A 25070-nucleotide genomic window follows, 5' to 3' on the forward strand; every position below is an offset into this window, starting at 1 on the left:
CCTTCCGCGGCGAGAGGGGCCATACACGCGCCCCGGAGACATGCCAAGCCTGCCGAGGTCGCCCATGCCCTATCGCGCTCCTGTCGCCGATTACCGCTTCGTGCTCGAACATGTCGCAGGATTCCCGCAGGTGGCTGCGACGGAACGCTTCGCCGAGGCGACGCCGGACGTGGTCGCGGCCATGCTGACCGAGGCGGGCCGCATCTGCGAAGAGGTGCTGGCACCCCTGCAGCGCAGCGGCGATACCGAGCCGACGCGGCTGGAGAACGGGGTCGTGCGCCTCTCGCCCGGCTTCGCAGAGGCCTACCGCGCGGTGGGCGAGGGCGGTTTTCTGGGTGTTTCGGGCCCCGTCGAGCACGGCGGTCTGGGCCTGCCCATCAGCATCGCGACCGCGCTCAACGAGATGATGTCGGGCGCCTGCCTCGCGTCGCATCTCTCGCCGCTGATGGCGCAGGGGCAGATCGAGGCGCTGGACCACCACGCGCCGGAATGGATCAAGGAGCTCTACATCCCCAGGCTCGCCTCGGGCGAGTGGACCGCGACGATGAACCTGACCGAGCCGCAGGCAGGCTCCGACGTGGGCGCGCTGACGACGCGGGCCGAGCCGGCAGACGACGGCACCTACAGGATCACCGGGCAGAAGATCTACATCTCGGGCGGCGACAACGACTTCGCCGAGAACGTGAGCCACCTCGTGCTCGCCCGTCTGCCCGACGCGCCGCCGGGGACGAAGGGGATCAGCCTCTTTCTCGTGCCCAAGCGGCTGCCCCGCGAGGACGGCACACCGGGCGCGCAGAACGCGCTGCGGGTGGTCGGCCTGGAGCACAAGCTGGGCCTGCACGCGAGCGCGACCTGCGTGATGTCCTACGAGGGCGCGACCGGCTGGCTGATCGGCGAGCCGAACAAGGGTATGCGCTGCATGTTCACCATGATGAACAACGCCCGCCTGGGTGTCGGTATGCAGGGCATCGGCGTGGCCGAAGGGGCCTACCAGCACGCGCTCGCCTTCGCGCTGGAGCGCAGGCAGGGGCGCACGCCCGTCGAGGGCGGCTCCGGCGCGATCGTCGAGCACGCGGACGTCCGCCGCATGCTGGCCACGATGAAGGCCGACCTCTTCGCTGCGCGTGCCATCGCCGTGGCCTGCGCCGTCGCGATCGACATGGAGACGGCGACGGAGGACCCGGCCTGGGCCGCGCGGGCCGCGCTCCTCACGCCGATCGCCAAGGCCTTCGGCACCGACACCGGGCTGAAGCTCGCCGATACGGGGATCCAGATCCACGGCGGCATGGGCGTGATCGAGGAGACGGGCGCGGCGCAATACTGGCGCGACGTGCGGGTGACGACGATCTACGAGGGCACCAACGGCATCCAGGCGATGGATCTTGTCGGCCGCAAGATGGCCGATGGCGGCGACGCCGCGCAGGCGCTCATCGACGAGGTGGAGGCCGAAGCCGAGGCGGCGCGCGCGCGGCTGCCCGATCTGGCGGGCCCCCTCTGGCAGGCGGCGGAGACGCTGCGCGAGGCGACCGAGGCGATCGTCGCCACCACCGATCCGACCGAGCGCTTCGCGGGATCGGTGCCCTATCTGCGGGGTTTCGCGCGGGTGCTGGGCGCGCATTACCACCTGCGCGCCGCGCTGGCCGAGGGCGGCGCAGGGCCGCGCACGGCGCTCGCGCAGGTCTATGTTCGCCGGCTGCTGCCCGAGCACGCCGGGCTTCTGGCCGAGGCGCGGGCGGGCGGCGCGGATCTCTACGCGCTGTCCGACGAGGATCTCGCGGCATGATGGACGGCGCCGCCGGCATCCGCACCCCGTGGGAGAGCCCGCCCGCCGCCGGCGAGGCGGTGGAGGTGGCCGAGGGCGTGCTCTGGCTGCGCTTGCCGCTGCCGATGAAGCTCGACCATGTCAACGTCTACGCGCTCGACGACGGCGACGGCTGGACGCTGATCGACAGCGGGATGAACACCCGCCGGACGCGCGAGATCTGGGAACGCCTGCTGGCCGGCCCGCTGTCGGGCCGGCCGGTGCGCCGCGTCGTGGCCACGCACCACCACCCCGACCACATCGGCCTTGCCGGGTGGTTCCAGAGCGCGCACGGCGCCGAACTTCTGACAACGCGCACAGCATGGCTCTTCGCACGGATGCTGACGCTCGACGAACAGGATCGCCCGCCGCCCGAGACGCTGACCTTCTGGCGCCGCGCCGGCATGGCCGAGGAGATCCTGGCCGAGCGGGCGGCCGAGCGCCCCTTCAACTTCGCCGATATCGTCTGGCCCCTGCCGCTGGGCTTCACGCGGCTCAAGGAGGGGGACGCGATCCGCATGGGCGGGCGGACGTGGGACATCCGCTGCGGCGCCGGGCACGCCCCCGAGCACGCGACCTTCTGGAGCCGCGACGACGGGCTGGTGCTCACGGGCGATCAGATCATCCTGTCGATCAGCTCGAATATCGGCGTCTACGCCACCGAGCCCGAGGCCGACCCGGTCGCCGACTGGCTCGAGTCCTGCGAGCGGCTGTCGGCCTGGGCGCGTCCCGACCAGCTTGCGCTCGGGGGGCACAAGCTGCCCTTCACCGGGCTGCCGATGCGGCTGCGCCAGCTGATCGACAACCATCACGGCGCGCTCGCGCGGCTGGAGCGGCATCTCGAGACGCCGCGCACCGCCGCGGAGTGCTTCCCGCCGCTCTTCAGGCGCGAGATCGGCGCGCAGGAATACGGCCTGGCCCTGGTCGAGGCGGTCGCCCATCTCAACCATCTGCATCAGGCGGGCCGCGCCGTCCGCCGGCTCGACGATCGCGGCGCCTGGCGATATCGCCGCGCAGACTGACCGCGGCGCCGCGCCGCCTTGCCCGGTGCCGGCCCGCGCGGTATTGGGGAACAGCACACGCAAGCAGCAGCCGACCGGAGACAAGACCCGATGGCAGACGATCACAAGCACGGCAACATGGACATCACCGAGCAGGAGAAGACCTTCGAGGGCTTCGTGAAGGCCTCGATCTGGGTGGCCGGTGTGGCCATCTTCGTGCTGGTGTTCCTCGCGATCTTCAACTCCTGAAGATCGCCGTGCGGCCCGGGACCGGTGCGTGCATGCACAGGCGGCGCTTTCTGCTTCTGCCGCTCGCGGCCGCCGTCGCGGGCTGCGGGCCGCCGAACACCGGCACCTGGGCGCCTGACGAACTCGTCACGCGCGCCGCCTACGTCAGCGACCGGCCGCCGATCATCCGTCTCTACACGATGGTCAACAACCGCTCGGGGGCCGGCGCGCATACCAGCCTGCTCATCAACGCCTCGCAGCAGGTGATCTTCGACCCGGCCGGCAACGTCGAGCACCCCAGCGTGCCCGAGCGCAACGACGTGCTCTTCGGCGTCACGCCCGAGTTCGAGCGCATCTATCGCAGCGCCCATGCGCGCGAGACCTATCATGTCGTCGTCATGACGAAGCCGGTGAGCGCCGAGGTCGCCGAGATGGCCCTGCGCAAGGTCCAGCGCGCGGGCCCCGTCCAGCCGGCGCAATGCACGCTGGTAACGGCGCGCCTGCTCTCCGAGCTGCCGGGCTTCGAGAGCATCCGCCCCGTCTGGTTTCCCAAGCGGCTGATGGAGGATTTCGGCCGCCTGCCGGGCGTCCGGACCGAGAAGCTGGTGGAATACGACGATCCCGACAAGATGAAGGCGATCCTGTCCTATCAGGGGCCGGACCTGACCCGGGCCCCCTGATCAGAAAAGCCAGACACCGGCCCAGAGCGTCGCCGCGCCGGCCAGGATCGAGAGCAGCACGTTCTTCGTCAGCACGCCGAGCCCGAGCGTGACACCCGCCGCCGCGAGCCGCCCGGGGTCGGGCGTCCCGCCCGTCGCCGCAGGCCAGAGCACCATCGGCGCGACCAGCCCCGGCAGCACCGCCACCGCCGTGTAACGAAGATGCCTGAGCAGCCAGGGCGGCAGACGGCGGTCGCCCACCAGTCCGAGAAAGACGAAGCGCAGCGCGAAGCTCCCCGCGCCGAGGCCGAGAATGACGAACCAGAGCTCGGCGGTGGGAATCGAGCCGCCGGAGATCATTGAGCGGCCCCGCGCCGGCGGTTCATCCAGACCTCGGTCTGGGCGCCGGCCATCATCGCGCCGACGCCGGCCACCATCAATCCCAGATTGTAGGGCAGGAAGGCAAAGCCCAGCGCGAGCGCGACCGAGACCACCGCCGCCACCACATGCGCGAGCGTCCGCAGCATCGGCGTGATCAGCGCGATGAAGGTGATCGGCACGGCGAAATCGAGCGGCACGCTCTCCGGAATCGCCGTGCCCGCGAGCGCGCCGACGAGCGTCATGACGTACCACATCGGGCATACCGGCGCGACCGAGCCCCAGAAATAGGCCAGACGTTCGGTCAGGGTCAGGCGCTCGCGCTCGTACTTGATGATGCTGAGCGCATAGGACTGATCCACGATGAAATAGGCGGCCAGCGCCCTGTGCCACAGCGGCGCCTCCCCCAGGTGCGGGGTGAGCGAGGCGGAATACATCGCCATCCGCAGGTTCACCGCGAGCGCCGAGGCGAGAACGATCACGGTCGGCGCGTTCTCGGTCAGAAGCTGCAGGGCGGCGAACTGCGACGCGCCCGCGAGCACGGCGATCGAGAAGGCCAGTGTTTCGACCACGTTCAGCCCGGCTTCCGTGGCGACCACGCCGAAGAGCAGTGCGAAGGGCGAGACCACGAAGGTGAAGGGCAACGCGTCGCGCGCCCCTTGCACGAAGGCGTGCCGCGGGGAAGATGGCGCCATGCACAGTCTCCGTTTTTCGACAGACCCCGCCCATAGACCCGCCGCGCCGAGGATGCAAACCGCCGGGGTGGCCGGGTGAAGCCGGTCGGCGTGATCCTCGCGGGGGGACGCGCGCGCCGGATGGGCGGGCAGGACAAGGCATTGATCCGGCTCGGCGACCGCCCGCTCGCCATGCATGTGGCCGATCGGTTGCGCGCGCATGTCCGCGCGCTCGGGCTCAACGCCAACGGCGATCCCGCGCGCTTCGCGGGGCTGGGGCTGCCGGTGCTCCCCGACCTGCTGCCCGGCCGGCCCGGCCCGCTCGCGGGCGTCCTCGCCGCCTTGGACTGGGCGGCGGACGAAGGCGCCGCGGCGGCGGTCACGGCGCCGGCCGACACGCCCTTCCTGCCGGATAATCTGGTTCCGCGACTGGAAGCGGCCGCCGGGGGCGCGGCCCGGCCGGCGCTGGCCGCGACGCCTGGTGGCTTGCATCCGCTCTGCGCGATCTGGCCGGTGGCCCTGCGTGGCGCGCTGAGCGAGGCGCTGGACCGGGGGGCGGCGAAGGTGCGCGACTGGGCCGCGGCGCAGGGCGCCGAGATCGTGATGTTCGAGGACGAGGAAGCCTTCTTCAACGTCAACACGCCCGAGGATCTCGCCACCGCGCGGGCGCGCATGTCGGGCGCCTGAACGCCGGCGGGGCGCCGATCGTGGTGCGATCGTTTGCAGCGCGCGCCGCCACGCAGTCTCTCTCAAACGTTGCGGTTCGGCGATGGAGCTCCTAGCTTTCCATGAACTGGAGGGTTGCAGGATGAACATTTCGAGGGCGGCCGAGGCGGCCGGTTTGCCGGTCAAGACGGTGCGCTACTACGCCGACATCGGGCTCGTCGCGCCAGCGGGGCGCAGCGCCTCCGGCTACCGGGAATACGACGACGCCACGGTGCGCAAGCTCGCTTTCGTGCGCCGCGCGCGCGAGTTCGGCTTTTCCATCGAGGAGTGCCGCGAGCTGCTGGGGCTCTATGAGGATCGCGGGCGCTCGAGCGCGGACGTCAAGCGTATTGCCGAGAAGCGCCTGGCGGAGATCGAGGCCAAGCAGCGCGCGCTGCAAGCCTTGCACGACGAGCTTTCGGTCCTGGTGCGGGCCTGCCACGGTGACGATCGACCGGACTGCCCGATAATCGACAGCCTCGCGTGAAGCACAGCGATTTATCGTACTAAGAATCGCTGTGCGGGTTCCTTCGGATCAGAAGGATTTTCGTTCGAAAATTCTTCGCTGCGGGTCAGTCGAAGGTGCCGGCGACGCGACCGAGCAGCATGAAGGCGCGCGCCGTCCGCGTCTCCGAGAAGGCCGAGATCTCGGCGTCGCTCGCCGTCTTGGCGAACTCGGCGAAGCGGCGGTCGAAGAGTCGCAGGAAATGGTGCGCCGCGTCGCGGAAGATCGGATCCTGCTTGATCCGCGTGGCGGTGAGCGACAGCGCGGCGCGGTCGTGCACGCCGCCGAGCGCCGCGACCGAACGGCCGCGCGCGCCCTCGGCGAAGCGGCGCCAGACCTCCGGGCGGGCCATGTCGGGGCGCAGGTCGTCCATGTAGATGCCCTCCTGGCTGAGCAGGGTGAGCACGTCCTGCGCCGCGGTGACGAACTGCGCGGTCTGTCGGTCGCGCAGCGCGCGGCGCAGCGCGGCGAAGCCTTCCTTGTCCTGGGCCGTCTCGGGAAAGTTCAGCGCGCGGACGAAGTCGTCGTGCGCGAGCGGCGGCCCGAGCGCCTCGGCCGGCGTGCCGAGCGCCAGGCTGGGTTGTTCCTCGGCGGATGCCGGCGCGCGCGGCGGCTCGGCCGACTGTGTGGCCACCGTGCGGGATGTGGTGAACATCGCCAGCGCGGTTTCGGTCTTCTTCTGGGCCGTCGCGATCTCGTCCAGCTTCTGGCTGAGCGCGGTGTCCGAGACGCCCGCCGCGTTCTGCTGCGCCTGGCTGAGGTAAGCGTGGCGGATCGCGTCGATCGCGGCCTGCAACCGGCGGCTTTCGTCGCGCATCACCCGGCTCGCCCGCGCCGCCATGGCGGCCACCCAGATCATGCCCACCGGCAAAAACAGCGCGAGCGCCGTCATCGCGAAGCGCAGACGCTCCACGCCCGTACCCGGATCGTCGCCCCAGATCAGAAGGAAGCCCCCCGCCAGCGCGAGCCAGCCCACGCTGAGCGCCGCCGCGGCGATCTCGATCCCCGAGACGCGCGGGCGCTCAGGCCGAGCGTAGAGGCCGAGGGGCTTGCCGCCTTGCTGGGGGGTCTCGGCCATCGGCCGTGCTCTCACTCGTAGCGGACGGACAGGATCTCGTAGGTCTTCTCGCCGCCGGGCGTGCGGACCTCGACGCTGTCGCCCTCCTCCTTGCCGATCAGGGCGCGGGCGATGGGCGACTTGATATTGAGCAGACCCTTCTCGACGTTGGCCTCGTGCTCGCCGACGATCTGCCAGGTGCGCTCCTCGTCGGTGTCCTCGTCCACCAGCGTCACGGTCGCGCCGAACTTCACCGGGCCCGAAAGCGTGGCCGGGTCGATCACGTCGGCGCGGCCGAGCACGCCTTCCAGCTCCTTGATCCGGCCCTCGATGAAGCTCTGCTTCTCGCGGGCGGAGTGATACTCGGCGTTCTCCGAGAGGTCGCCGTGCTCGCGGGCCTCGGCGATGGCGCGGATGATCGCCGGGCGTTCTTCGGACTTGAGCTGCTTCAACTCGGCTTCCAGCGCGGCGTGGCCCGCGCGGGTCATCGGGATCTTTTCCATGGGCCTCACTCGGCAAGGCGCGCCGGGGCGAGCGGCCCGGCGCGGCAAGTCGCGGTTATTGAGGGGCGCGCCCCGTCGTGCTGGCGGCCAGACTGCCCCGACCCGCGCGGATTTTGCAAGGGGGGCGGCGCTGACCGGCGCGGCACCGTTTCGCACCGCCGTGACGCCCGGTTGACATTGACCTTTGCGGAAGCGGCGGGCTAGGTCAGCGGTCAGGATCGAGGCGAGCAGGGTACGCGGGGAGTGCGCCAGATGGCAGAGGTGACGCGCGAGTCGATGGAATACGACGTGGTGATCGTGGGGGCGGGGCCTGCGGGTCTCTCGGCCGCGATCCGCCTCAAGGAGGTCGATCCCAACCTCGAAGTCGTCGTGCTCGAGAAGGGCTCCGAGGTGGGCGCGCACATCCTGTCGGGGGCCGTGCTCGACCCCGTGGGTCTCGACACGCTCTTTCCCGACTGGAAAGAGCGCGGCGCGCCGGTGCGCACCGAGGTGACGGAAGACAACTTCTACCTGCTCGGCGAGGCCGGCCGGCTGCGCATCCCCAACTGGCCGATGCCGCCGCTGATGGACAATCACGGCAACTACATCGTCTCGATGGGCAACGTCTGTCGCTGGCTGGCCGAACAGGCCGAGGCGCTCGGCGTCGAGATCTTTCCCGGCATGGCCTGCTCCGAGATCGTCTGGGGCGAGAACGGCGAGATCAGGGGCGTCGTCGCCGGCGAGTTCGGCCTGCAGGCGGACGGCACCCCGGGGCCGAACTACGAGCCGGGCATGGAGCTTCTGGGCAAATACGTCTTCCTCGCCGAGGGCGTGCGCGGGTCGCTCTCAAAGCAGGTGATCGCGCGGCATGACCTGTCGAAGGGCCGCGAGCCGCAGAAATTCGGCCTCGGCATGAAGGAGATCTGGGAGGTCGACCCGGACAGGCACAACGAGGGCGAGGTCACGCACACGATGGGCTGGCCGCTGGGCAGCAACGCCGGCGGCGGCGGCTTCATCTACCACGCTGAGAACAACCAGGTGCTGCTCGGCTTCGTGGTCCACCTCAACTACGCGAACCCCTATGTCTATCCCTACATGGAGTTCCAGCGTTTCAAGCACCATCCGATGGTGAAGCGCCTTCTGGAGGGCGGCAAGCGCATCGCCTACGGCGGCCGCGCGATCACCGAGGGCGGCTACCAGTCCATGCCCAAGATGGTCGCGCCGGGCGTGGCGCTCCTGGGGTGCTCCGTGGGCATGGTCAACGTCCCGCGGATCAAGGGCAACCACAACGCCATGCTCTCGGGAATCGCGGCCGCCGAGGTGGCGGCCGAGGCGCTGGCCGCCGGCCGCGCGCAGGACGAGCTGTCCGACTACGAGGAGCGGGTGCGTACCGGCCGCATCGGCCGTGACCTCAACCGCGTGCGCAACGTGAAGCCGCTGTGGTCGAAATACGGGCTCATGGGGGGGCTGGCCCTCGGCGGGCTCGACATGTGGACGAACACGCTGGGCTTTTCGTTCTTCGGCACCGTGCGGCACGGCAAGACAGATGCCGAGGCCACCGAGCCGGCCAGCAAGCACACGCCGATCGACTACCCCAAGCCCGACGGCAAGATCAGCTTCGACCGGCTGACCAACGTCAGCTACGCCATGACGAACCACGAGGAGAGCCAGCCGGCGCATCTGAAGCTCAAGGATCCGGACCTCCCCGTGAAGGTGAACCTGCCGGAATATGCCGGCCCCTCGGCCCGCTATTGCCCCGCGGGCGTCTACGAATTCGTCAAGGACGACGCGGGCAACGACAAGTTCGTCATCAACTTCCAGAACTGCGTGCATTGCAAGACCTGCGACATCAAGGATCCCAGGCAGAACATCGTCTGGACCACGCCGCAGGGGGGCGACGGTCCGAACTATCCGGGCATGTGAGACCGGCGGGCGCGCGCAGAACAGGCGCCGCGACCGCGGATCGCGGCCTCCGGCCCTGCCCATGCATGGACAAGGGCGCGCCCCGGCCTTACCCTTGAGCCTGCATCAAGCGACAGATCAGGCAGGCTCCCCTTTGCGCGCATCCCTTCTGAAATCCCTCGCCGTCGCCATGTGCCTCGCGGCGCCGCTTCCCGCCTTGTCCGAGCCCGTTCCGTCAGGCGACTACCTTGCAGCGCGTCAGGCGGGCTATCAGTCCGATTTCCTTTCCTCGGCGCGGTACTACACGCGTGCACTGGCGCAGGATCCCTCGAATCCCAAGCTGCTCGAGGCAGCGACGGTGTCGTATCTCGCGCTGGGACAGGTGGACCGCGCCCTGCCGGTCGCGCGTCGGCTGATCGAGACGGCCGGCCCGAACCAGGTGGCCAACATGGCGCTCGTCGCCCACTACGGCGCCGAGGGGCAATACGAGCGGCTTCTCGATATCGTGGGCGACGGCAACGGCGTCGGCCTTCTGGTGGACGGTCTCGTGAGGGCCTGGGCGGAACTCGGCCGGGGCAACATGTCCGAGGCGCTGATCGCCTTCGACGAGATCGGCGAGGAGCGCGGGCTGCAGGGCTTCGCGCTCTATCACAAGGCTCTGGCGCTGGCCTCTGTCGGCGATTTCGAGGGGGCGGAGGCGATCTATGCCTCTGACACCGCAGGGGCGATGCAGATGACCCGGCGCGGCGTGATCGCGCACCTCGAGGTTCTCAGCCAGATCGACCGCAACGAAGACGCGCTCGCCCTCATGCAGGAGGCTTTCGGCCCGGAGCTCGACCCCGGCCTCCGGGACATGCGAGACGCCCTCGAAGCCGGCGAGACGCTGCCTTTCACCATGGTCACGCGGCCCCAGGACGGGCTGGCGGAGGTCTTCTTCACCATCGCCGGGGCGCTGCGCAACGAGGCGAGCGACGACTTCACGCTGCTTTACTCCCGCGTGGCGGAACATCTGCGCCCCGGACACATCGAGGCGCTTCTGATGTCGGCGGAGCTGCTCGAGCGGCTGAGCCAGTACGAACTCGCCACCGAGACCTACAAGCGCGTGCCGCGCGATCATCCCTCCTATCACGCGGCCGAGCTCGGCCGTGCAGAGGCGCTGCGCCTCGCGGACAAGCCCGATGCCGCCATCGAGGTGCTGGAGCAGCTCGCCGAGACGCATGGCGACCTGCCGGCGGTGCATTCGGCGCGCGGCGATCTGCTGCGCATGCTCGAGCGCTACGACGAGGCCGCGCAGGCCTACGACAGGGCCATCGCGCTCCACGACGATCCGGACACCGCGCAGTGGTTCCTCTATTACGCCCGGGGCATTGCCTACGAACGACAGGACATGTGGCCGGAGGCGGAGGCCGATTTCCGGCAGGCGCTGCGGCTCAATCCCGACCAGCCGCAGGTGCTGAACTATCTCGGCTACTCGCTCGTCGAGAAGCAGGAGAAGCTGGAGGAGGCGCTCGAAATGATCGAGCGCGCGGTCGAGGCGCGGCCCGATTCGGGCTACATCGTGGACAGCCTCGGCTGGGCGCTCTACCGCCTCGGGCGCTACGCGGAGGCCGTCGAGCACATGGAGCGGGCGGCCGAGCTCATGCCGGTGGACCCGATCGTGAACGATCACCTGGGCGACGTCTACTGGGCCGTCGGGCGCAGGATGGAAGCGCGCTTCCAGTGGCAGCGTGCGCTCTCCTTCGATCCCGAGCCGGACGAGGCCGAGCGGATCCGGCGCAAGCTGGAGGTCGGCCTGGATCGCGTCCTGGCCGAAGAAGGGGCGCCGCCGCTCGAGGTGGCTAACGGCGCAACGGATGACGGCGGCTGAGGCGCGCGCGCCGGCGAAGGTCAACCTGACCCTGCATGTCACGGGCCGCCGGCCCGACGGATATCACCTCCTCGACTCGCTGGTCGTCTTCGCGGATGCAGCCGATGTCGTGCGCGTCCGACCGGCGGACGCCCCCGCCCTGCGCGTGACCGGGCCGATGGCGGCTGGCGTTCCCACCGATTCTTCGAACCTCGTGCTGCGCGCCGCGGCCCTGATGGGCGTGACGGCCGAGATCGAGCTGGAAAAGCACCTGCCGCCGGCCGGCGGTATCGGCGGCGGCTCCTCCGACGCGGCCGCGACCCTGCGCGCGCTGTCCCGCATGACCGGCCGGCCGCTGCCGCGGGAGGTGCTCGCGCTTGGGGCCGACGTGCCGGTCTGCATGGAGCCGCGCCCGATGCGGATGCGCGGCATCGGTGAAACCCTCTCGCCCGTGGACGGCCTGCCCGCGCTCGATGCCGTGCTGGTGAACCCCGGCATCGCCGTGCCGACACCGCAGGTCTTCGCGCGTCTCGACCGCCGCGCGAATGCCCCCATGCCCGAGCGCTTCCCGACATTCCCCGATGCGGCGGCTTTCGCGGACTGGCTCGCCGGGCAGCGCAACGATCTGGAGCGCCCCGCGCAGACGATCGCGCCGGAGGTCGGCGCCGCGCTGGCCGCGCTCGCGCAAGCCGACGGCTGCCGGCTCGCACGCATGTCGGGATCGGGCGCGACCTGCTTCGGGCTGTTCCCTGATTCCACGTCCGCGGCGCGGGCCGCCCGCGCGCTCGCCCGCCCGGGATGGTGGGTGCGCGCCGTGCGCCTCGGCGCTCAGTAGCGCCGCCGCACGCGGGCGCGCAGCGCCACGGGCCGGCGCTTTTGCCGCTCGCGCAGGAACACGAAGAGCCCCGCGCCCGCGATCAGCGCGATACCCGTCCAGACCGGGCCGCTCGGCCACTCGGCGAAGACCAGCCAGCCCCAGAGCACGGCCAGCGGCAAGGCTGCGTATTCGAAGGGCGCCACCGTCGCCACGTCCGCCGCCCGATAGGCCGCCGACAGCGAATAGCCGATCACCGCCGAGCTCGCCCCGAGCGCCAGAAAGAGCCAGACATCGCGGCCCTCCGGCCAGATCCAGGCCCGCAGCAGGAACACGAGACTTTCGTTCTCCAGTCCCTCGGCGAGGCGCCCGTCGCCCGCGACCAGGAAGAAGCCGATGGAGACCACCAGAAAGGTGCCCTGGATATAGATCGCCATGGCAGAGGCCTTGGCCGTGACGCCCAGCTTGCGGGTGAGCAGCTGCATCAGCGCATAGGTCAGCGCCGCGATCACCGGCAGGCCCAGCACGATGCGCGGCACGTCGAGCTCGCCCTGCCAGGGCCGGAGCATCACCAGCACCCCGGCGAACCCCAGCACCACCGCGCCCAGCCGCCACGGCCCCACGCGCTCGCCCAGGATGGGGATCGACAGAAGCGTGAGAAAGAGCGGCGCGGCGAAGAAGAGCGCCGTCGCTTCGGCGAGCGGCAGCACCGCGAGCGCGGCGAAATAGGTCATGTTCGCCACCACGACCAGAAGCCCGCGCAGGACGTGCAGCGCCGGCCGGTCCACCCGTAACAGGTGGAAGCCGCCCTCGAGCTTGAGGAAGAGCAGGCTGAAGCAGATCCCGATGCAGGAGCGCACGAAGACCATCTGGTGCAACGGATAGCCGCCCGAGAGAAACTTGATGAGCATGTCGTTGACCGAGATCGCGAGCATCGCCAGCAGGATGAACCCGATCGCGCGGGCGGCGTCGTTCATGGCGACTGGCGTGGCAGGCGAGGTCATGGCGTGCATTCCTCCATGCTCCCGCTAGCAGCCCCGCGCGCCGCGCGCCAGCCCGAAGCGCCCGGTTCCTGCAGAGGCCCTGTGCGCGCCCGCGCTCACCGCCGGCTCTTGTGCCCGCCGCGGCCCGGTCTAGTCTCTGCCGGCGACAGAAGGGAGGCGCGCGATGACCGCCATTCTCGAGATCGAGGATCTCCGCAAGACCTACGAGCGCGGCTTCGAGGCGCTCAAGGGCGTCACGCTCGCCGCGCGGGCGGGCGAGATCCTCGCGTTGCTCGGTCCCAACGGCGCCGGCAAGACGACGCTCATCTCGACCGTCTGCGGGCTGACCGTGCCTACCGGCGGGCGGGCGCGGGTGGCCGGCCACGACATCCTGCGCGACTACCGCAGCGCCCGCGCCCTCATCGGCCTCGTCCCGCAGGAGATCGCGCTCGAGCCCTTCCAGAAGGTCTGGGACGCGGTGCGTTTCTCCCGCGGGCTTTTCGGCCTGCCGCGCGACGACGCCCACCTTGAGTCGGTGCTCCGGCAGCTGTCGCTCTGGGACAAGCGCGGCGCGCAGACCCGCGAGCTTTCGGGCGGCATGAAGCGGCGCGTGATGATCGCCAAGGCGCTGGCCCACGAGCCGCGGGTGCTCTTCCTCGACGAGCCCACGGCGGGCGTCGACGTGGAGCTGCGCCGCGGCATGTGGGAGACCGTCGAGCGGCTCAAGGCCGACGGCGTCACCATCATCCTGACGACCCACTACCTCGAAGAGGCCGAGGCGCTCGCCGACCGCGTGGGCGTCATCAACCGCGGCGAGCTTCTGCTGGTCGAGGAGACCGGCGCGCTGATGGACCGGATGGGCCGCAAGGAGCTGGTGATCGAGCTGCACGAGCCGGTCGCGGCGATCCCGGCGGCGCTCGCCGGATACGACCTGGACCTCGCGCAGGACGGCGCGGCGCTCGTCTATTGCTACGACCGCAGGGCCGAGCGCACGGGCATCACGCGCCTGCTGGCCGATCTTCAGGCGGCGGGCCTCGCGCTGCGCGACCTCTCCACCCGTCAGTCGAGCCTCGAGGATATCTTCGTGGGCCTCGTGCAGGAGGATGCGGCATGAACGCAGGCGCGATCTGGGCCATCTACCGCTACGAGATGGGGCGCTTCTTCCGCACGCTGGCACAGAGCTTCATCTCGCCGGTGATCTCCACCTCGCTCTACTTCGTCGTCTTCGGCGCCGCCATCGGCTCGCGCATCGACGAGGTCGAGGGCGTGAGCTACGGTGCCTTCATCGTGCCGGGGCTCATCATGCTCACCGTGATGACGCAGGCGATCTCCAACGCGAGCTTCGCGATCTACTTTCCCAAGTTCATCGGCACCATCTACGAGGTGCTCTCGGCGCCGGTGAGCTTCCTCGAGGTGGTGGTGGGCTACGTCGGCGCGGCCGCCACCAAGTCGCTCTTCATCGGCGTGGTCATCATGGTCACGGCCAGCTTCTTCGTGGAGCTGCGCATCGCCCACCCCGTGCCGATGGTGCTGTTCCTGCTGCTCACCTGCGTCAGCTTCGCGCTTATGGGCTTCATCATCGGCATCTGGGCGAAGAACTTCGAACAGCTCCAGCTCGTGCCGCTGCTGATCGTCACGCCGCTCGTTTTCCTCGGCGGCTCCTTCTACTCGATCTCGATGCTGCCCGCGGCCTGGCAGACCGTCGCGCTCTTCAATCCGGTGGTCTATCTGATCTCCGGCTTCCGCTGGTCCTTCTACGGGCTCGCCGATGTTCCCGTCGCGGTCAGCCTCGCGGCCATCGCGGGCTTTCTCGCGCTCTGTCTCGCCGCGGTCTGGTGGATCTTCCGCACCGGCTGGCGCATCCGGTCCTGACTCCGTCGCGCCACCCCCGGTCCTTCCTCTTGCCGGAAATACCCTCGGGGGGTGAGGCCCGTCAGGGCCGAGGGGGGCAGACAGCCCCCTGGGCGGCACTGCCGGCCCATGGCCGAGACCACTCGGGCCGAGCCCGTTGTTGCCGCTGCGTCCCGCCCCTTCCTTCTTTTGAGCGCTGCCTTGTTCTGCCGCGACCGGCAATCTACATGCCGCTTCATGGTCGTTGCACTGCCCTTTCTCTCCCGCCATCCCGTGGTGGCCGTGGTTCGCATGACCGGCATGATCGGTGCGGGCGGCCGGGCGTCGCTCAACGACCGTGCGATCGCGCCGGCGATCGAGCGCGCCTTCGCGCGCAAGCCGGCGGCCGTGGCGCTCGAGATCAACTCGCCGGGCGGCTCGCCGGTGCAGTCCTCGCTGATCGGCGATCGCATCCGCCGCCTCGCGGACGAGAAGAAGATCCCCGTCCACGCCTTCGTCGAGGACGTGGCCGCCTCGGGCGGATACTGGATCGCCGCGGCGGCCGACGACATCTGGGCCGACACGGGCTCCATCGTGGGCTCGATCGGCGTGATCTCGGCCAGTTTCGGCGCGCATGTTTTCCTCGCGCGGCAGGGGCTGGAGCGGCGGATCTATACCGCCGGCAAGTCCAAGACCCTGCTGGACCCCTTCGAGCCGGAAAAGCCCGAGGACGTGGCGCGGATCCGCCGCATCCTCGACCAGATGCACGGCAGCTTCATCGACCACGTCAAGGCGCGGCGCGGCGACCGGCTGGCCGACGAGCCGGACCTCTACACAGGCGAGATCTGGCTGGGCAAAGCCGCGCAGGACGTGGGGCTGATCGACGGGATCGGCCATATCGCGCCGAAGATGAAGGAACTCTACGGCGACAAGGTCCGCTTCCGCCGCTACGGCGTGCGCCGGCCGCTCTTCAGCCGCCTCGGTGCGGCGGCGTTGGATCAGGCGCTGGCCGGGCTCGAGGAACGCGCGGCCTACGCGCGGCTGGGCCTCTGACGTGCTGCTGAAGGTCGCGGTCCTTTTCCTCGTCTTCATGGCCGTGCTGGCCATGTTCGGCAAGCTGCGCCTGCCGCGCCTGCCGGGGCGGCAGGCGCTCTCGTCCCGGCGCTGCCGGCACTGCGGGCGGTACCGGATCGGCAAGGGGCCGTGCCCCTGCGGCGAGGGAAGGGGCTGACGGCATGATGGTCTGGCTGCTGACGGGCCTCGGGCTCGTCATCCTGCTGCTTGCGGGCGACGCGCTGGTGAAGGGGGCGGTGAATCTTGCCCTGCGCCTGGGCGTGCCGGCGCTGATCGTGGGGCTCACGGTTGTGGCCTTCGGCACCTCTGCGCCCGAGCTTCTGATCTCCGTTCAGGCGCTGGTCGCGGGCGCGCCGGGGATTGCGCTGGGCAACGTCGTCGGCTCGAACACGGCGAACATCCTGCTGGTGCTCGGTGTGCCGGCGCTGCTCAGCGGGCTGAACACCAGCGAATGCGACACGCGCAAGAGCTATTTCGTCATGCTCGCCGCTTCGGTGCTCTTCATCGGACTGGCCTTCACCGGAATCTTCACCTGGTGGTCGGGCCTGATCCTGCTCGCCGCGCTCACGGCGATCCTTGGCGAGAACTTCATCGAGGCGCGCGCCCATCGCGACGCCGCCCGCGCCGCCGAGGCGGAAGAGGTCGAAGGTGCCGATCCGGACATGCCGTGGTGGAAGGTCACGATGTTCCTGGTCCTGGGACTCGTCGGTCTGCCCCTGGGCGCCAACATCCTGGTCGAGAACGCCACGATCATCGCCCGCACCTACGGGGTGTCGGAAACGGTGATCGGCCTCACGCTGATCGCGCTGGGCACCTCGCTGCCCGAGCTCGCGACTACCGTGATGGCGGGTCTGCGCAAGCAGGCGGATGTCGCTCTGGGCAACGTGATCGGCTCGAACATGTTCAATCTCCTGGCGATCATCGGGATCACGGCGCTGGTGGGCGACGTGCCGGTGGATCCGGAGTTCCTGCGTTTCGACCTCTGGGTCATGCTGGCGGCGTCGCTCGCGCTCCTGCCCTTCGTGGTGTTCCGCCTCGACCTCACGCGCATCTGGGGCATCGGCTTGACGGCGGCCTATCTGGCCTATGTCGTCAGCCTGCTCAACTGAGGGGGATCGCTGAATGGCAGGAGCGCTTGTCACCGGGGCGGGCGTGCGCATCGGGCGCGCGATGGCGCTCTATCTGGCCGGGCGCGGGTTCGACGTCGCCGTGCATTACGCAAGCTCGGAGGGGCCGGCGCAGGCCGTTGCCGAGGAGATCGCGTCGATGGGCCGGAGGGCCGTCGCCCTGCAGGCCGATCTGCTCGACGAGGCGCAGGTCGAGCCGCTCGTCGCGCAGGCGTCGGAGGCGCTCGGCGGACCGCTGACCGTGCTCGTCAACAATGCCTCGATCTTCGAATACGACCGGCTCGAGACTGCCACGCGCGAGAGCTGGGACCGCCATTTCGAGAGCAACCTGCGCGCGCCCTTCGTGCTCACGCAGCGCTTCGCCGACCAGGTGCCCGAGCCGGGCAGGGACGCGGGCGGCGAGCCCGTGGCGCAGGGCCTCGTCGTCAACATGATCGACCAGCGGGTCTGGAAGCTCACGCCGGAATTCACGACCTACACGCTGGCCAAGGCCGGTCTCTGGGCGCTCACGCGCACCGCCGCGCAGGGGCTCGCGCCGCGTGTCAGGGTCAACGCGATCGGGCCGGGCCCGACCCTGCGCGGCACGCGGCAGTCCGAGAGCCATTTCGCCCGCCAGCGCGAGGCCACCATCCTCGGCCGTGGCGCAGACCCGTCGGGCATCACGGCGGCGCTCGGTTTCCTGCTCGAGGCCGAGGCCGTGACAGGGCAGATGATCGCGGTGGACGGGGGCCAGCACCTGGCCTGGCAGACGCCGGACGTGCTGGGCGTCGAGTGACGCGCAGGCATCGGTCACGGAAGTTGTGCACGTCGTCGGGGCGCTGCGCCGGAGTGTCACAAATTCGTCAATTCTTTCATATATTTGAGCTTACTATAAAAAAATCATGTTCAATATCAACGGGTTAATATTGTGCCTAAGAATTGGGCAGCGCGGCGAAGGCATGTGAAGTGAAGGAAAAATTCGACCGGCACAGATTTTGCCTACAGGGTTTTCCACAGGATCCGGGGATGTCTTTTCTCTTGAAAACCGGGTCGCCAGATTGCAGCAGGGCAAGGGGAATCGTATCTCTCTGACATGGCCGAGACGACCCGAGAGACCGGCGGCGCGGCACCGACCGGACATGCCTGCATCCAGAGCTACCTGAAGACTCTTCCGGCCTCGCCCGGGGTCTATCGCATGCTCGATGCGCAGGCCCGCGTGCTCTACGTCGGCAAGGCACGCAATCTCAAGGCGCGGGTGGCGAACTACGCCCGCCCCACCGGGCACAGCCCCCGGATCGCGCGCATGATCCGCGAGACGGCGTCCATGATGTTCCTGACGACGCGGACGGAGACCGAGGCGCTGCTCCTCGAGCAGAACCTCATCAAGCAGCTCAAGCCGCGCTACAACGTGCTCCTGCGCGACGACAAGAGCTTCCCGAACATTCTGGTCACCAGGGACCATCCCTATCCGATGATCCGCAAGCACCGCGGGGCCAAGACGCAGAAGGGCGCCTATTTCGGCCCCTTCGCGAGCGCCGGTGCCGTGAACCGCACGCTGAACCAGCTCCAGAAGGTCTTTCAGCTGCGCAACTGCTCGGACTCGATGTTCGAAAGCCGCACGCGGCCCTGCCTGCTCTACCAGATCAAGCGCTGCTCTGGCCCCTGCGTCGGGCTGATCTCGGAAGAGGACTACGCGGCGAGCGTGCGCGACGCGGAACGCTTCCTCGCCGGCCGGTCCACGAAGATCCAGGAGGAGCTCGCCGCGCAGATGGCCGAGGCGGCCGAGAAGATGGAGTTCGAGCGCGCCGCGGCGCTGCGCGACCGCATCCGCGCGCTCACGCAGGTGCAGGGCGCGCAGGGGATCAACCCGCGCGGCGTGGCCGAGGCCGACGTGATCGCGCTCCACATGGAGGGCGGGCAGGCCTGCGTGCAGGTCTTCTTCGTCCGGGCCAACCAGAACTGGGGCAACCGTGACTTCTACCCGCGGGTGGGATCGGACGTGTCCGAGGCGGAGGCGATGGAGGCCTTCCTCGGCCAGTTCTACGACAACAAGGAGCCGCCGCGCCTGATCCTGCTGTCCCACCCGATCGAGAACACCGACCTGATGCAGGAGGCGCTTTCCGGCAAGCTCGGCCGCAAGGTCGAGATCGCGGTGCCGAAGCGCGGCGAGAAGGCGGAGCTCGTCGAGGGTGCGGTGCGCAACGCGCGCGAGAGCCTGGGCCGCAAGATGGCCGAATCGGCAACGCAGGCGAAGCTGCTGGCAGGTCTGGCCGAGGCGCTCGATCTCGACGCGCCGCCGCGCCGCATCGAGGTCTACGACAACTCGCACATCATGGGCACCAACGCGGTGGGCGCGATGATCGTGGCCGGCCCCGAGGGCTTCGAGAAGAGCCAGTATCGCAAGTTCAACATCCGCGGCGAGGAACTGACCCCGGGCGACGACTTCGGCATGATGAAGGAGGTGCTGACCCGGCGTCTCACGCGGCTGATCCAGGAGGATCCCGAGCGCCGCTCCGAGGCCTGGCCCGACCTGCTGCTGATCGACGGCGGCGCGGGGCAAGTGAGCGCCGTGAAGGAGATCCTGGAGGCGTTGGGCGTCCCGGACCTGCCCGTGGTCGGCGTGGCCAAGGGGATCGACCGCGACGCCGGCAAGGAGGAGTTCCACCGCCCCGGCCGCCGGCCCTTCGCCCTGCGCCATGACGATCCGGTGCTCTATTTCGTGCAGCGGCTCCGGGACGAGGCGCACCGCTTCGCCATCGGCACGCATCGCGCCAAGCGGGCGAAGGCGGTGTCGGCCAACCCGCTGGACGACGTGCCCGGCGTCGGCGCGGCGCGCAAGCGGGCGCTGCTGGCCCATTTCGGTTCTGCCAAGGCCGTCACGCGCGCCGATCTGGCGGACCTGAAGGCTGTGGAGGGCATCTCGGACGCCTTGGCCGAACGGATCTACGCCCATTTCAACGAGGGCGGCTGAGCGGGCGATTCTTCGTAAGAAAAATCGCCCCGCGACGTGGCCGCTTCCGAAGAATTTTCGGACGAAAATTCTTCTTCAGGTCCGGACGCCCTCGGCCGCGGCGCGGATCGCACGGATGTTCTCGCCGTAGGCGGCAGGGTCGGCCGCGGAGCCGCCGCGGAACACCGCCGAGCCCGCCACCAACACGTCGGCGCCGGCCTCGGCCACGCGCGGCGCTGTTGCCGCGTCCACGCCGCCATCGACCTGCAGGTGAATCGCCCTGTCGCCGATCATCCGGCGCAACTCTGAGATCTTGGGCAGCTGGCTTGCGATGAACTTCTGCCCGCCGAAGCCCGGGTTGACGGTCATCACGCAGATCAGGTCGACGAGGTCGAGCACCTCAGAGACCGCGGCGGCCGGCGTTGCGGGGTTGAGCGCGACGCCCGCGCGCACGCCCGCCGCGCGGATCGCCTGAAGCGTGCGGTGCAGATGCGGCCCCGCCTCCGGATGCACGGAGAGGATGTCCGCACCGGCCTCGGCGAAGGCGGCGATGAACGGGTCCACCGGCGCGATCATCAGGTGCACGTCCATCACGGTCGAGATGTGCGGCCGCAGCGCCTTGCAAATCGCAGGACCCATCGTGAGATTCGGCACGAAATGGCCGTCCATCACGTCGAGATGCACCCAGTCCGCCCCTTGCGCCTCCACCGCGCGGCACTCGGCGCCCAGATCGGCGAAGTCGGCGGCGAGGATGGAGGGGGCGATCTTGACAGTGGGCATGGGCATCTCCTTGCGGCTGACGCCGGTATAGGTGCCCGCGCGGCCGCTGTCAGCCCGCCTTGAAGGGCGCCATGCCCTCGCGGGCGAGCTGGTCGGCGCGCTCGTTCTCGGGGTGGCCGGCGTGGCCGCGCACCCACTCCCAAGTCACGTCATGGCGCGCCTGCGCCGCGTCGAGCCGCTGCCAGAGCTCGGCGTTCTTCACCGGCTTCCTGCCGGCGGTCTTCCAGCCGTTTCGCTTCCAGCCATGGATCCAGCCGGTCACGCCGTTCTTCACGTATGCGCTGTCGGTCACCACCGTGATCGCCGAGGGCCGTTCCAGCGCCTCCAGGGCGGAGATCGCCGCCATCAGTTCCATGCGGTTGTTCGTGGTGCAGGCCTCGCCGCCCTTCATCTCCCGCTCCTTCAGCACCGTCTCACCCTCCACGGCGCGCAGCAGCACGCCCCAGCCGCCGGGGCCGGGGTTTCCGGAGCAGGCTCCGTCGGTATAGGCATAAAGTCGCGCCACGGTGCGGCCCTAGTCGCGCGGCCCGGAGCCGGCAAGGGCGGCCATCGTGACCCAGTCGGCCATCTCGCCGTCGAGACCGGGATCGCGTCCGCTGCGGCGGGCGATCACCGTGAAGCCGGCCGCCTGCAGCAGCGCTTCGAGCTCGTCCTCGGTATAGTAGGTGTAGAGCCGCCCGAGCGAATCGCGGCGGGTGCCCGTGCCGGTCTTGAGCCCGACATGCAGGCGGCCGGACGGCCTGAGCGCCCGCGCCAGCGCGGCTAGGTGCCGCGGCATCGCTGCGCGGTCCGCGTGCAGCAGGCTGAAGTTCGCCCAGACCCCGTCGTAGATCGCCTCCCCCGCGATCTCGTCGAAATGCGCCTGCCAGGCGCTCACGCCGGGCCGCGCGGCGGCCAGCCGCACCATTTCCGCCGAGGCGTCGGTCGCATCGACCGTCAGCCCGGCCTGGGCCATGACCTCCGCCGCGAGGCCGGGGCCGCAGCCCAGGTCCAGGACACGGCCCCCCTTCGGCATTGCGGCGATGAAGGCGGCCAGATCGGGATCCTCCCGAATGCCGGAGGTCACCTCGGCATAATGCTCTGCCCGGGCGTCGTAGACGCCCAGCGTCTCCTTGTCCGTGCTCACGCGAGAACCCCCACGGCGAGGCAGATCACGACGATCGCCGTGAGCAGGAGCCGCAGCGGCATCCACCACGCCGGCGCGAGGCCCTGCCGCGCGAAGAGCCAGTCGAGCCCCAGCAGGCCGACGAAGCCGGCGATGAGACTGGTTCCCGCCCAGACCGGCCCGCCCCCGGTCATGAAGAAGGCCCAGAGCGCCGGGATCACCGACAGCGCGTAGCCGGTGGCCGCAACCTGGCCCTCGGCCTTCGTGGCGAAGCCCCAGAGCACACCCGACATGAAGGACAGGATGATCGCCCCGTAGAAGAGCATGACGTAGGGCCCGACGAAGCGGGGGCCTATCGTCCGCACGCCCCAGCCCTGCAGCGCCGGGTTCAGCACTGTGAGCGCCCCCCAGACGAAGGGTATCAGGCCGGCGAGGCCGAGGAGGAGCGCGACGCGCGGGATATCGGTCATGGCGCGGAACATGGCGCGGGCCGCGCCCACGGGCAAGAGCCGCCGGTCGTTCGGCGGGCGTCATGTCGCAGCGGCGGTCAGGCGGGTTCGCGCAAGACCCTCGGCACCTTGAAGTTCACGTTCTCCTGCGCCGTCTCGACTTCCCGAAGGGTCACGTCGTAGCGGGCGCGGAAGGCGTCGATGACCTCCTGCACCAGTTCCTCGGGCGCCGAGGCCCCGGCGGTGAGCCCGACGCTTCGGATGCCCTCGAGCGCGCGCCAGTCGATGTCGCCCGCGCGCTGCACGAGTTGTGCATAGGCGCAGCCCGCCTTGCGGCCGACTTCCACCAGCCGCTTCGAGTTCGAGGAATTGGGCGCGCCGACCACCAGCATGGCGTCCGAAAGGGGCGCCATGGCCTTGACGGCCTCCTGCCGGTTCGTCGTGGCGTAGCAGATGTCTTCCTTGTGCGGGCCGACGATGGCCGGGAAACGTGCCTTGAGTGCTTCCACGACCTCCGCGGTGTCGTCCACCGAAAGCGTCGTCTGCGTGACGAAGGCGAGCTTTTCGGGGTCGCGGACAGCCAGCCCGGCCACGTCGTCTGGTGTCTCGACCAGCAGAACTTCTCCCTCCGGGAGCTGACCCATGGTGCCCACGGTCTCGGGGTGGCCGGCATGGCCGATCATGACGATCTGCAGGCCGTTGGCGTGGTGCCGCTCGGCCTCGATATGCACCTTGCTCACGAGCGGGCAGGTGGCGTCGACGAAGAGCATCTCGCGCCGGGCCGCCTCGGCCGGGACCGCCTTGGGCACGCCGTGCGCCGAAAAGATCACCGGGCGGTCGTCGGGGCACTCGTCGAGTTCCTCGACGAAAACGGCGCCCTTGGCGCGCAGGCCCTCGACGACATGACGGTTATGCACGATCTCGTGGCGGACGTAGACGGGCGGTCCCCACTTCTCGAGCGCCATCTCGACGATCTGGATCGCGCGGTCCACGCCGGCGCAGAAGCCGCGCGGCGCGGCGAGGTAGAGGGTCAGGGCGGGCTTGGTCATGCGCGTCTCCGGGACATGCCCCAGACCTAATCGCCATGCGCCTTCCGGTCCAGCACCTCGGTCCACCGGTCGCCTCGGCGCGGCGCTTTTCGCGCATGCAGCGCCAGGGACTGGCGAAGTCGTGAGTTGACGGCGCGTGCCGGCCGGCGATCCTGCGCGTGAAACGACGAAGCAAGGTGACGCACATGCGCCGGATGCTGCTGGTCTCGATCCTCTTCGCCGCCACGGCAGGGCCGGCCACGGCGGAGAGCCTTCTGCCCTTCACCGACCCCGAGCGCGTCGCGGCGGGCGAGGCCGTCTATCGGGACTACTGCGCGGCGTGTCATGGCGCCGCGCTCGAGGGCGAGGACGACTGGCGCTCGCCCGGGCCCGACGGCCTCATGCGCGCGCCGCCGCATGACGAGACCGGCCATACCTGGCATCACGCCGATCCGCTTCTGATCGATATCGTGACGCGCGGGACCGAGGCGGTGGTGGGCGGCGACTATCGCTCGAACATGATGGGGTTCGGTGACGTTCTCAGCGAACAGGAGATCCTCGACGTGCTCGCCTACATCAAGAGCACCTGGCCCCCGCGCATCATCGAGATCCACGAAGAGGTGAACCGCAACGCGGCGCTCTACGGCAACTGACGCTCAGGCCCCGAGCGCCGCCGTGGCCCAGGCGAGGACGACGTAGCGCCCTGTCTTCGCGAGGGTGACGAGCGTCAGGAAGATCGCGACGGGGGTGCGCATCAGCCCGGCGATCACGGTGAAGGCGTCGCCGAAGGGGGCCCAGCTCAGCAGCAGGGTCCAGACGCCCCAGCGCGCCCAGATCGCCTGAGCACGGGCGAGCTGCGCCTCGCTGGCCGGAAACCAGCGGCGATGCGCGAGCCGCTCGCCGCCCCGCCCGAGCACGTAGTTCACCACGGCGCCCAGCGTATTGCCGACCGACGCCACGACAATCAGCGCGGCGACAGGCGCCGCGTCCGCGACCTGAAGGCCCGCGAAGACCACTTCCGACTGGAACGGCAGGATCGTCGCGGCGCCGAAGGCCGCGAGAAACAATCCGGTCAGCCCCGCGGCGTCAGTCAGCACTCGCGCACGCGGCCACTTGCCCGGTCACTCGCTCGCGTTGGCCACGCGCAGTTCGCGGTCGCTCTGTTGCTCGCGCGGGGGGCGGCCGATGACTTCCTTGAGGTCGTCGAGGTCGATGAAGTTGTCGGCCTGGCGGCGCAATTCGTCGGCGATCATCGGCGGCTGGCTCCGGATGGTCGAGACGATCGACACGCGCACGCCCTGACGCTGCATGCTTTCGACCAGCGGCTTGAAATCGCCGTCGCCCGAGAAGAGCACCATGTGATCCATCCGTGGCGCAAGCTCCATGGCATCGACCGTGAGCTCGATATCCATGTTGCCCTTCACTTTCCGCCGTCCCTGGCTGTCGGTGTATTCCTTGGCCGGTTTCGTCACCATCGAATAGCCGTTGTAGTGCAGCCAGTCCACGAGCGGGCGAATCGGCGAATACTCCTCGCTCTCGACCAGCGCCGTGTAGTAGAAGGCCCGCAACAGCTTGCCCCGGCGCATGAATTCTTGCCGCAGCAACTTGTAGTCGATATCGAAACCGAGCGCCTTCGCGGTGGAGTAGAGGTTGGAACCGTCTATGAACAGCGCAAGCCGTTCGTCCTTGTAAAACATATCAATATCCCTTTTT

Annotated in this window: 29 protein-coding genes; 17 read left to right on the forward strand and 12 right to left on the reverse strand. The window is 69.4% G+C overall.

Annotation, left to right across the window (positions count from 1 at the left end; genetic code table 11):
* Positions 1-64: 64 nt before the first annotated feature.
* The 4 genes from DRV85_RS08315 (at position 65) to DRV85_RS08330 (ending at position 3710) form a co-directional block, all read left to right on the forward strand.
* Complete coding sequence (locus DRV85_RS08315) at positions 65-1783, forward strand: acyl-CoA dehydrogenase (protein ID WP_113288981.1); 1719 nt, start codon at positions 65-67, stop codon at positions 1781-1783.
* Positions 1780-2823, forward strand: a complete 1044-nt coding sequence (locus DRV85_RS08320) for an MBL fold metallo-hydrolase (RefSeq protein WP_113288982.1) — start codon at positions 1780-1782, stop codon at positions 2821-2823. The genes DRV85_RS08315 and DRV85_RS08320 overlap by 4 nt, the downstream gene beginning before the upstream one ends.
* Positions 2824-2913: 90 nt before the next feature.
* Positions 2914-3051 carry an aa3-type cytochrome c oxidase subunit IV gene (locus tag DRV85_RS08325; RefSeq protein ID WP_113288983.1) on the forward strand — a complete coding sequence of 46 codons (138 nt, stop codon included), beginning with the start codon at positions 2914-2916 and terminating at the stop codon, positions 3049-3051.
* 32 nt (positions 3052-3083) lie between these two features.
* Entirely contained in the window at positions 3084-3710 is a 627-nt protein-coding gene (locus DRV85_RS08330; RefSeq protein ID WP_113288984.1) for a hypothetical protein, read from the forward strand.
* Here DRV85_RS08330 and DRV85_RS08335 read toward each other — a convergent pair whose 3' ends face one another.
* A complete protein-coding gene (locus DRV85_RS08335) occupies positions 3711-4049 on the reverse strand; it encodes an AzlD domain-containing protein (protein ID WP_113288985.1) in 339 nt (112 codons plus the stop codon).
* Positions 4046-4762 carry an AzlC family ABC transporter permease gene (locus tag DRV85_RS08340; RefSeq protein WP_113288986.1) on the reverse strand — a complete coding sequence of 239 codons (717 nt, stop codon included), beginning with the start codon at positions 4760-4762 and terminating at the stop codon, positions 4046-4048. Before DRV85_RS08340 ends, DRV85_RS08335 begins: the two co-directional genes overlap by 4 nt.
* A gap of 75 nt (positions 4763-4837) precedes the next feature.
* Between DRV85_RS08340 and mobA the strand changes: the two genes are divergently transcribed.
* Positions 4838-5428, forward strand: a complete 591-nt coding sequence (mobA, locus tag DRV85_RS08345; RefSeq protein WP_275401714.1) for a molybdenum cofactor guanylyltransferase MobA — start codon at positions 4838-4840, stop codon at positions 5426-5428.
* A gap of 121 nt (positions 5429-5549) precedes the next feature.
* On the forward strand, positions 5550-5933 hold the full coding sequence (gene cueR / locus DRV85_RS08350) for a Cu(I)-responsive transcriptional regulator (RefSeq protein WP_113288987.1): 384 nt from the start codon (positions 5550-5552) through the stop codon (positions 5931-5933).
* Positions 5934-6018: 85 nt separating this feature from the next.
* Here cueR and DRV85_RS08355 read toward each other — a convergent pair whose 3' ends face one another.
* Together DRV85_RS08355 and greA are read right to left on the reverse strand one after the other, a co-directional pair.
* Entirely contained in the window at positions 6019-7029 is a 1011-nt protein-coding gene (locus tag DRV85_RS08355) for a hypothetical protein (RefSeq protein WP_113288988.1), read from the reverse strand.
* 11 nt (positions 7030-7040) lie between these two features.
* Positions 7041-7511, reverse strand: a complete 471-nt coding sequence (gene greA / locus DRV85_RS08360; protein WP_113288989.1) for a transcription elongation factor GreA — start codon at positions 7509-7511, stop codon at positions 7041-7043.
* Positions 7512-7763: 252 nt separating this feature from the next.
* On the opposite strand from greA, the gene DRV85_RS08365 reads away from it, so the two are divergent.
* From DRV85_RS08365 to DRV85_RS08375, 3 genes are all read left to right on the forward strand, one after another.
* Positions 7764-9413: an electron transfer flavoprotein-ubiquinone oxidoreductase gene (locus DRV85_RS08365; RefSeq protein ID WP_113288990.1), complete on the forward strand. Its 1650-nt coding sequence runs from the start codon at positions 7764-7766 to the stop codon at positions 9411-9413.
* Positions 9414-9582: 169 nt separating this feature from the next.
* The gene (locus tag DRV85_RS08370; protein WP_113289212.1) at positions 9583-11259 is read left to right on the forward strand and encodes a tetratricopeptide repeat protein; all 1677 of its coding nucleotides are present in this window, start codon (positions 9583-9585) and stop codon (positions 11257-11259) included.
* Positions 11246-12073 (forward strand): 4-(cytidine 5'-diphospho)-2-C-methyl-D-erythritol kinase, encoded by an 828-nt coding sequence (locus DRV85_RS08375; protein ID WP_113288991.1) that lies wholly within the window; start codon positions 11246-11248, stop codon positions 12071-12073. The genes DRV85_RS08370 and DRV85_RS08375 overlap by 14 nt, the downstream gene beginning before the upstream one ends.
* Here DRV85_RS08375 and DRV85_RS08380 read toward each other — a convergent pair.
* Positions 12067-13029: a DMT family transporter gene (locus tag DRV85_RS08380; protein WP_233495439.1), complete on the reverse strand. Its 963-nt coding sequence runs from the start codon at positions 13027-13029 to the stop codon at positions 12067-12069. The two genes, DRV85_RS08375 and DRV85_RS08380, sit on opposite strands and share 7 nt — an antisense overlap.
* 190 nt (positions 13030-13219) lie before the next feature.
* On the opposite strand from DRV85_RS08380, the gene DRV85_RS08385 reads away from it, so the two are divergent.
* The 7 genes from DRV85_RS08385 (at position 13220) to uvrC (ending at position 20016) form a co-directional block, all read left to right on the forward strand.
* Positions 13220-14149: an ABC transporter ATP-binding protein gene (locus DRV85_RS08385; RefSeq protein WP_113288993.1), complete on the forward strand. Its 930-nt coding sequence runs from the start codon at positions 13220-13222 to the stop codon at positions 14147-14149.
* The gene (locus tag DRV85_RS08390; RefSeq protein ID WP_113288994.1) at positions 14146-14907 is read left to right on the forward strand and encodes an ABC transporter permease; all 762 of its coding nucleotides are present in this window, start codon (positions 14146-14148) and stop codon (positions 14905-14907) included. The genes DRV85_RS08385 and DRV85_RS08390 overlap by 4 nt, the downstream gene beginning before the upstream one ends.
* A 216-nt stretch (positions 14908-15123) precedes the next feature.
* Positions 15124-15918, forward strand: coding sequence for a S49 family peptidase (locus DRV85_RS08395; protein WP_113288995.1), 795 nt, complete (start codon positions 15124-15126; stop codon positions 15916-15918).
* Between the two features lies 1 nt (position 15919).
* On the forward strand, positions 15920-16096 hold the full coding sequence (locus tag DRV85_RS19380) for a hypothetical protein (RefSeq protein ID WP_199525867.1): 177 nt from the start codon (positions 15920-15922) through the stop codon (positions 16094-16096).
* A 4-nt stretch (positions 16097-16100) separates the two neighbouring features.
* Positions 16101-17048, forward strand: coding sequence for a calcium/sodium antiporter (locus DRV85_RS08400; protein ID WP_113288996.1), 948 nt, complete (start codon positions 16101-16103; stop codon positions 17046-17048).
* A gap of 13 nt (positions 17049-17061) precedes the next feature.
* A complete protein-coding gene (locus DRV85_RS08405; RefSeq protein WP_113288997.1) occupies positions 17062-17841 on the forward strand; it encodes an SDR family oxidoreductase in 780 nt (259 codons plus the stop codon).
* Positions 17842-18138: 297 nt separating this feature from the next.
* Complete coding sequence (gene uvrC / locus DRV85_RS08410; protein WP_113288998.1) at positions 18139-20016, forward strand: excinuclease ABC subunit UvrC; 1878 nt, start codon at positions 18139-18141, stop codon at positions 20014-20016.
* Positions 20017-20091: 75 nt separating this feature from the next.
* On the opposite strand, the gene rpe is transcribed toward uvrC, so the two are convergent.
* The 5 genes from rpe to ispH all read right to left on the reverse strand — a co-directional run bounded on the left by rpe (position 20092) and on the right by ispH (position 23378).
* On the reverse strand, positions 20092-20775 hold the full coding sequence (gene rpe / locus DRV85_RS08415) for a ribulose-phosphate 3-epimerase (protein ID WP_233495440.1): 684 nt from the start codon (positions 20773-20775) through the stop codon (positions 20092-20094).
* A 49-nt stretch (positions 20776-20824) separates the two neighbouring features.
* Positions 20825-21280, reverse strand: coding sequence for a ribonuclease HI (gene rnhA, locus DRV85_RS08420; RefSeq protein ID WP_113289000.1), 456 nt, complete (start codon positions 21278-21280; stop codon positions 20825-20827).
* 9 nt (positions 21281-21289) lie between these two features.
* Positions 21290-21901 carry a class I SAM-dependent DNA methyltransferase gene (locus tag DRV85_RS19495; RefSeq protein ID WP_233495441.1) on the reverse strand — a complete coding sequence of 204 codons (612 nt, stop codon included), beginning with the start codon at positions 21899-21901 and terminating at the stop codon, positions 21290-21292.
* Positions 21898-22350: a DUF3429 domain-containing protein gene (locus tag DRV85_RS19500; protein ID WP_233495442.1), complete on the reverse strand. Its 453-nt coding sequence runs from the start codon at positions 22348-22350 to the stop codon at positions 21898-21900. The genes DRV85_RS19495 and DRV85_RS19500 overlap by 4 nt, the downstream gene beginning before the upstream one ends.
* 77 nt (positions 22351-22427) lie before the next feature.
* Positions 22428-23378: a 4-hydroxy-3-methylbut-2-enyl diphosphate reductase gene (gene ispH, locus DRV85_RS08430; protein WP_113289002.1), complete on the reverse strand. Its 951-nt coding sequence runs from the start codon at positions 23376-23378 to the stop codon at positions 22428-22430.
* 185 nt (positions 23379-23563) lie between these two features.
* On the opposite strand from ispH, the gene DRV85_RS08435 reads away from it, so the two are divergent.
* Positions 23564-24010: a c-type cytochrome gene (locus tag DRV85_RS08435; protein WP_338066964.1), complete on the forward strand. Its 447-nt coding sequence runs from the start codon at positions 23564-23566 to the stop codon at positions 24008-24010.
* A 3-nt stretch (positions 24011-24013) separates the two neighbouring features.
* Here DRV85_RS08435 and DRV85_RS08440 read toward each other — a convergent pair whose 3' ends face one another.
* Entirely contained in the window at positions 24014-24454 is a 441-nt protein-coding gene (locus DRV85_RS08440) for a YqaA family protein (protein WP_113289003.1), read from the reverse strand.
* Between the two features lie 24 nt (positions 24455-24478).
* Positions 24479-25054 carry a LabA-like NYN domain-containing protein gene (locus DRV85_RS08445; RefSeq protein ID WP_113289004.1) on the reverse strand — a complete coding sequence of 192 codons (576 nt, stop codon included), beginning with the start codon at positions 25052-25054 and terminating at the stop codon, positions 24479-24481.
* Positions 25055-25070: the final 16 nt, after the last annotated feature.

The organism is Rhodosalinus halophilus (genome assembly GCF_003298775.1).
Classification (GTDB): Bacteria; Pseudomonadota; Alphaproteobacteria; order Rhodobacterales; family Rhodobacteraceae; genus Rhodosalinus; species Rhodosalinus halophilus.

Bases quoted from the DNA above. Each gene is read 5' to 3' on its own strand.
- DRV85_RS08315 (WP_113288981.1), top strand. From the start codon at position 65: ATGCCCTATCGCGCTCCTGTCGCCGATTACCGCTTCGTGCTCGAACAT.
- DRV85_RS08320 (WP_113288982.1), top strand. From the start codon at position 1,780: ATGATGGACGGCGCCGCCGGCATCCGCACCCCGTGGGAGAGCCCGCCC.
- DRV85_RS08325 (WP_113288983.1), top strand. From the start codon at position 2,914: ATGGCAGACGATCACAAGCACGGCAACATGGACATCACCGAGCAGGAG.
- DRV85_RS08330 (WP_113288984.1), top strand. From the start codon at position 3,084: ATGCACAGGCGGCGCTTTCTGCTTCTGCCGCTCGCGGCCGCCGTCGCG.
- DRV85_RS08335 (WP_113288985.1), bottom strand. From the start codon at position 4,049: ATGATCTCCGGCGGCTCGATTCCCACCGCCGAGCTCTGGTTCGTCATT.
- DRV85_RS08340 (WP_113288986.1), bottom strand. From the start codon at position 4,762: ATGGCGCCATCTTCCCCGCGGCACGCCTTCGTGCAAGGGGCGCGCGAC.
- cueR (WP_113288987.1), top strand. From the start codon at position 5,550: ATGAACATTTCGAGGGCGGCCGAGGCGGCCGGTTTGCCGGTCAAGACG.
- DRV85_RS08355 (WP_113288988.1), bottom strand. From the start codon at position 7,029: ATGGCCGAGACCCCCCAGCAAGGCGGCAAGCCCCTCGGCCTCTACGCT.
- greA (WP_113288989.1), bottom strand. From the start codon at position 7,511: ATGGAAAAGATCCCGATGACCCGCGCGGGCCACGCCGCGCTGGAAGCC.
- DRV85_RS08365 (WP_113288990.1), top strand. From the start codon at position 7,764: ATGGCAGAGGTGACGCGCGAGTCGATGGAATACGACGTGGTGATCGTG.
- DRV85_RS08370 (WP_113289212.1), top strand. From the start codon at position 9,583: ATGTGCCTCGCGGCGCCGCTTCCCGCCTTGTCCGAGCCCGTTCCGTCA.
- DRV85_RS08375 (WP_113288991.1), top strand. From the start codon at position 11,246: ATGACGGCGGCTGAGGCGCGCGCGCCGGCGAAGGTCAACCTGACCCTG.
- DRV85_RS08380 (WP_233495439.1), bottom strand. From the start codon at position 13,029: ATGAACGACGCCGCCCGCGCGATCGGGTTCATCCTGCTGGCGATGCTC.
- DRV85_RS08385 (WP_113288993.1), top strand. From the start codon at position 13,220: ATGACCGCCATTCTCGAGATCGAGGATCTCCGCAAGACCTACGAGCGC.
- DRV85_RS08390 (WP_113288994.1), top strand. From the start codon at position 14,146: ATGAACGCAGGCGCGATCTGGGCCATCTACCGCTACGAGATGGGGCGC.
- DRV85_RS08395 (WP_113288995.1), top strand. From the start codon at position 15,124: ATGGTCGTTGCACTGCCCTTTCTCTCCCGCCATCCCGTGGTGGCCGTG.
- DRV85_RS08400 (WP_113288996.1), top strand. From the start codon at position 16,101: ATGATGGTCTGGCTGCTGACGGGCCTCGGGCTCGTCATCCTGCTGCTT.
- DRV85_RS08405 (WP_113288997.1), top strand. From the start codon at position 17,062: ATGGCAGGAGCGCTTGTCACCGGGGCGGGCGTGCGCATCGGGCGCGCG.
- uvrC (WP_113288998.1), top strand. From the start codon at position 18,139: ATGGCCGAGACGACCCGAGAGACCGGCGGCGCGGCACCGACCGGACAT.
- rpe (WP_233495440.1), bottom strand. From the start codon at position 20,775: ATGCCCACTGTCAAGATCGCCCCCTCCATCCTCGCCGCCGACTTCGCC.
- DRV85_RS19500 (WP_233495442.1), bottom strand. From the start codon at position 22,350: ATGACCGATATCCCGCGCGTCGCGCTCCTCCTCGGCCTCGCCGGCCTG.
- ispH (WP_113289002.1), bottom strand. From the start codon at position 23,378: ATGACCAAGCCCGCCCTGACCCTCTACCTCGCCGCGCCGCGCGGCTTC.
- DRV85_RS08435 (WP_338066964.1), top strand. From the start codon at position 23,564: ATGCGCCGGATGCTGCTGGTCTCGATCCTCTTCGCCGCCACGGCAGGG.
- DRV85_RS08445 (WP_113289004.1), bottom strand. From the start codon at position 25,054: ATGTTTTACAAGGACGAACGGCTTGCGCTGTTCATAGACGGTTCCAAC.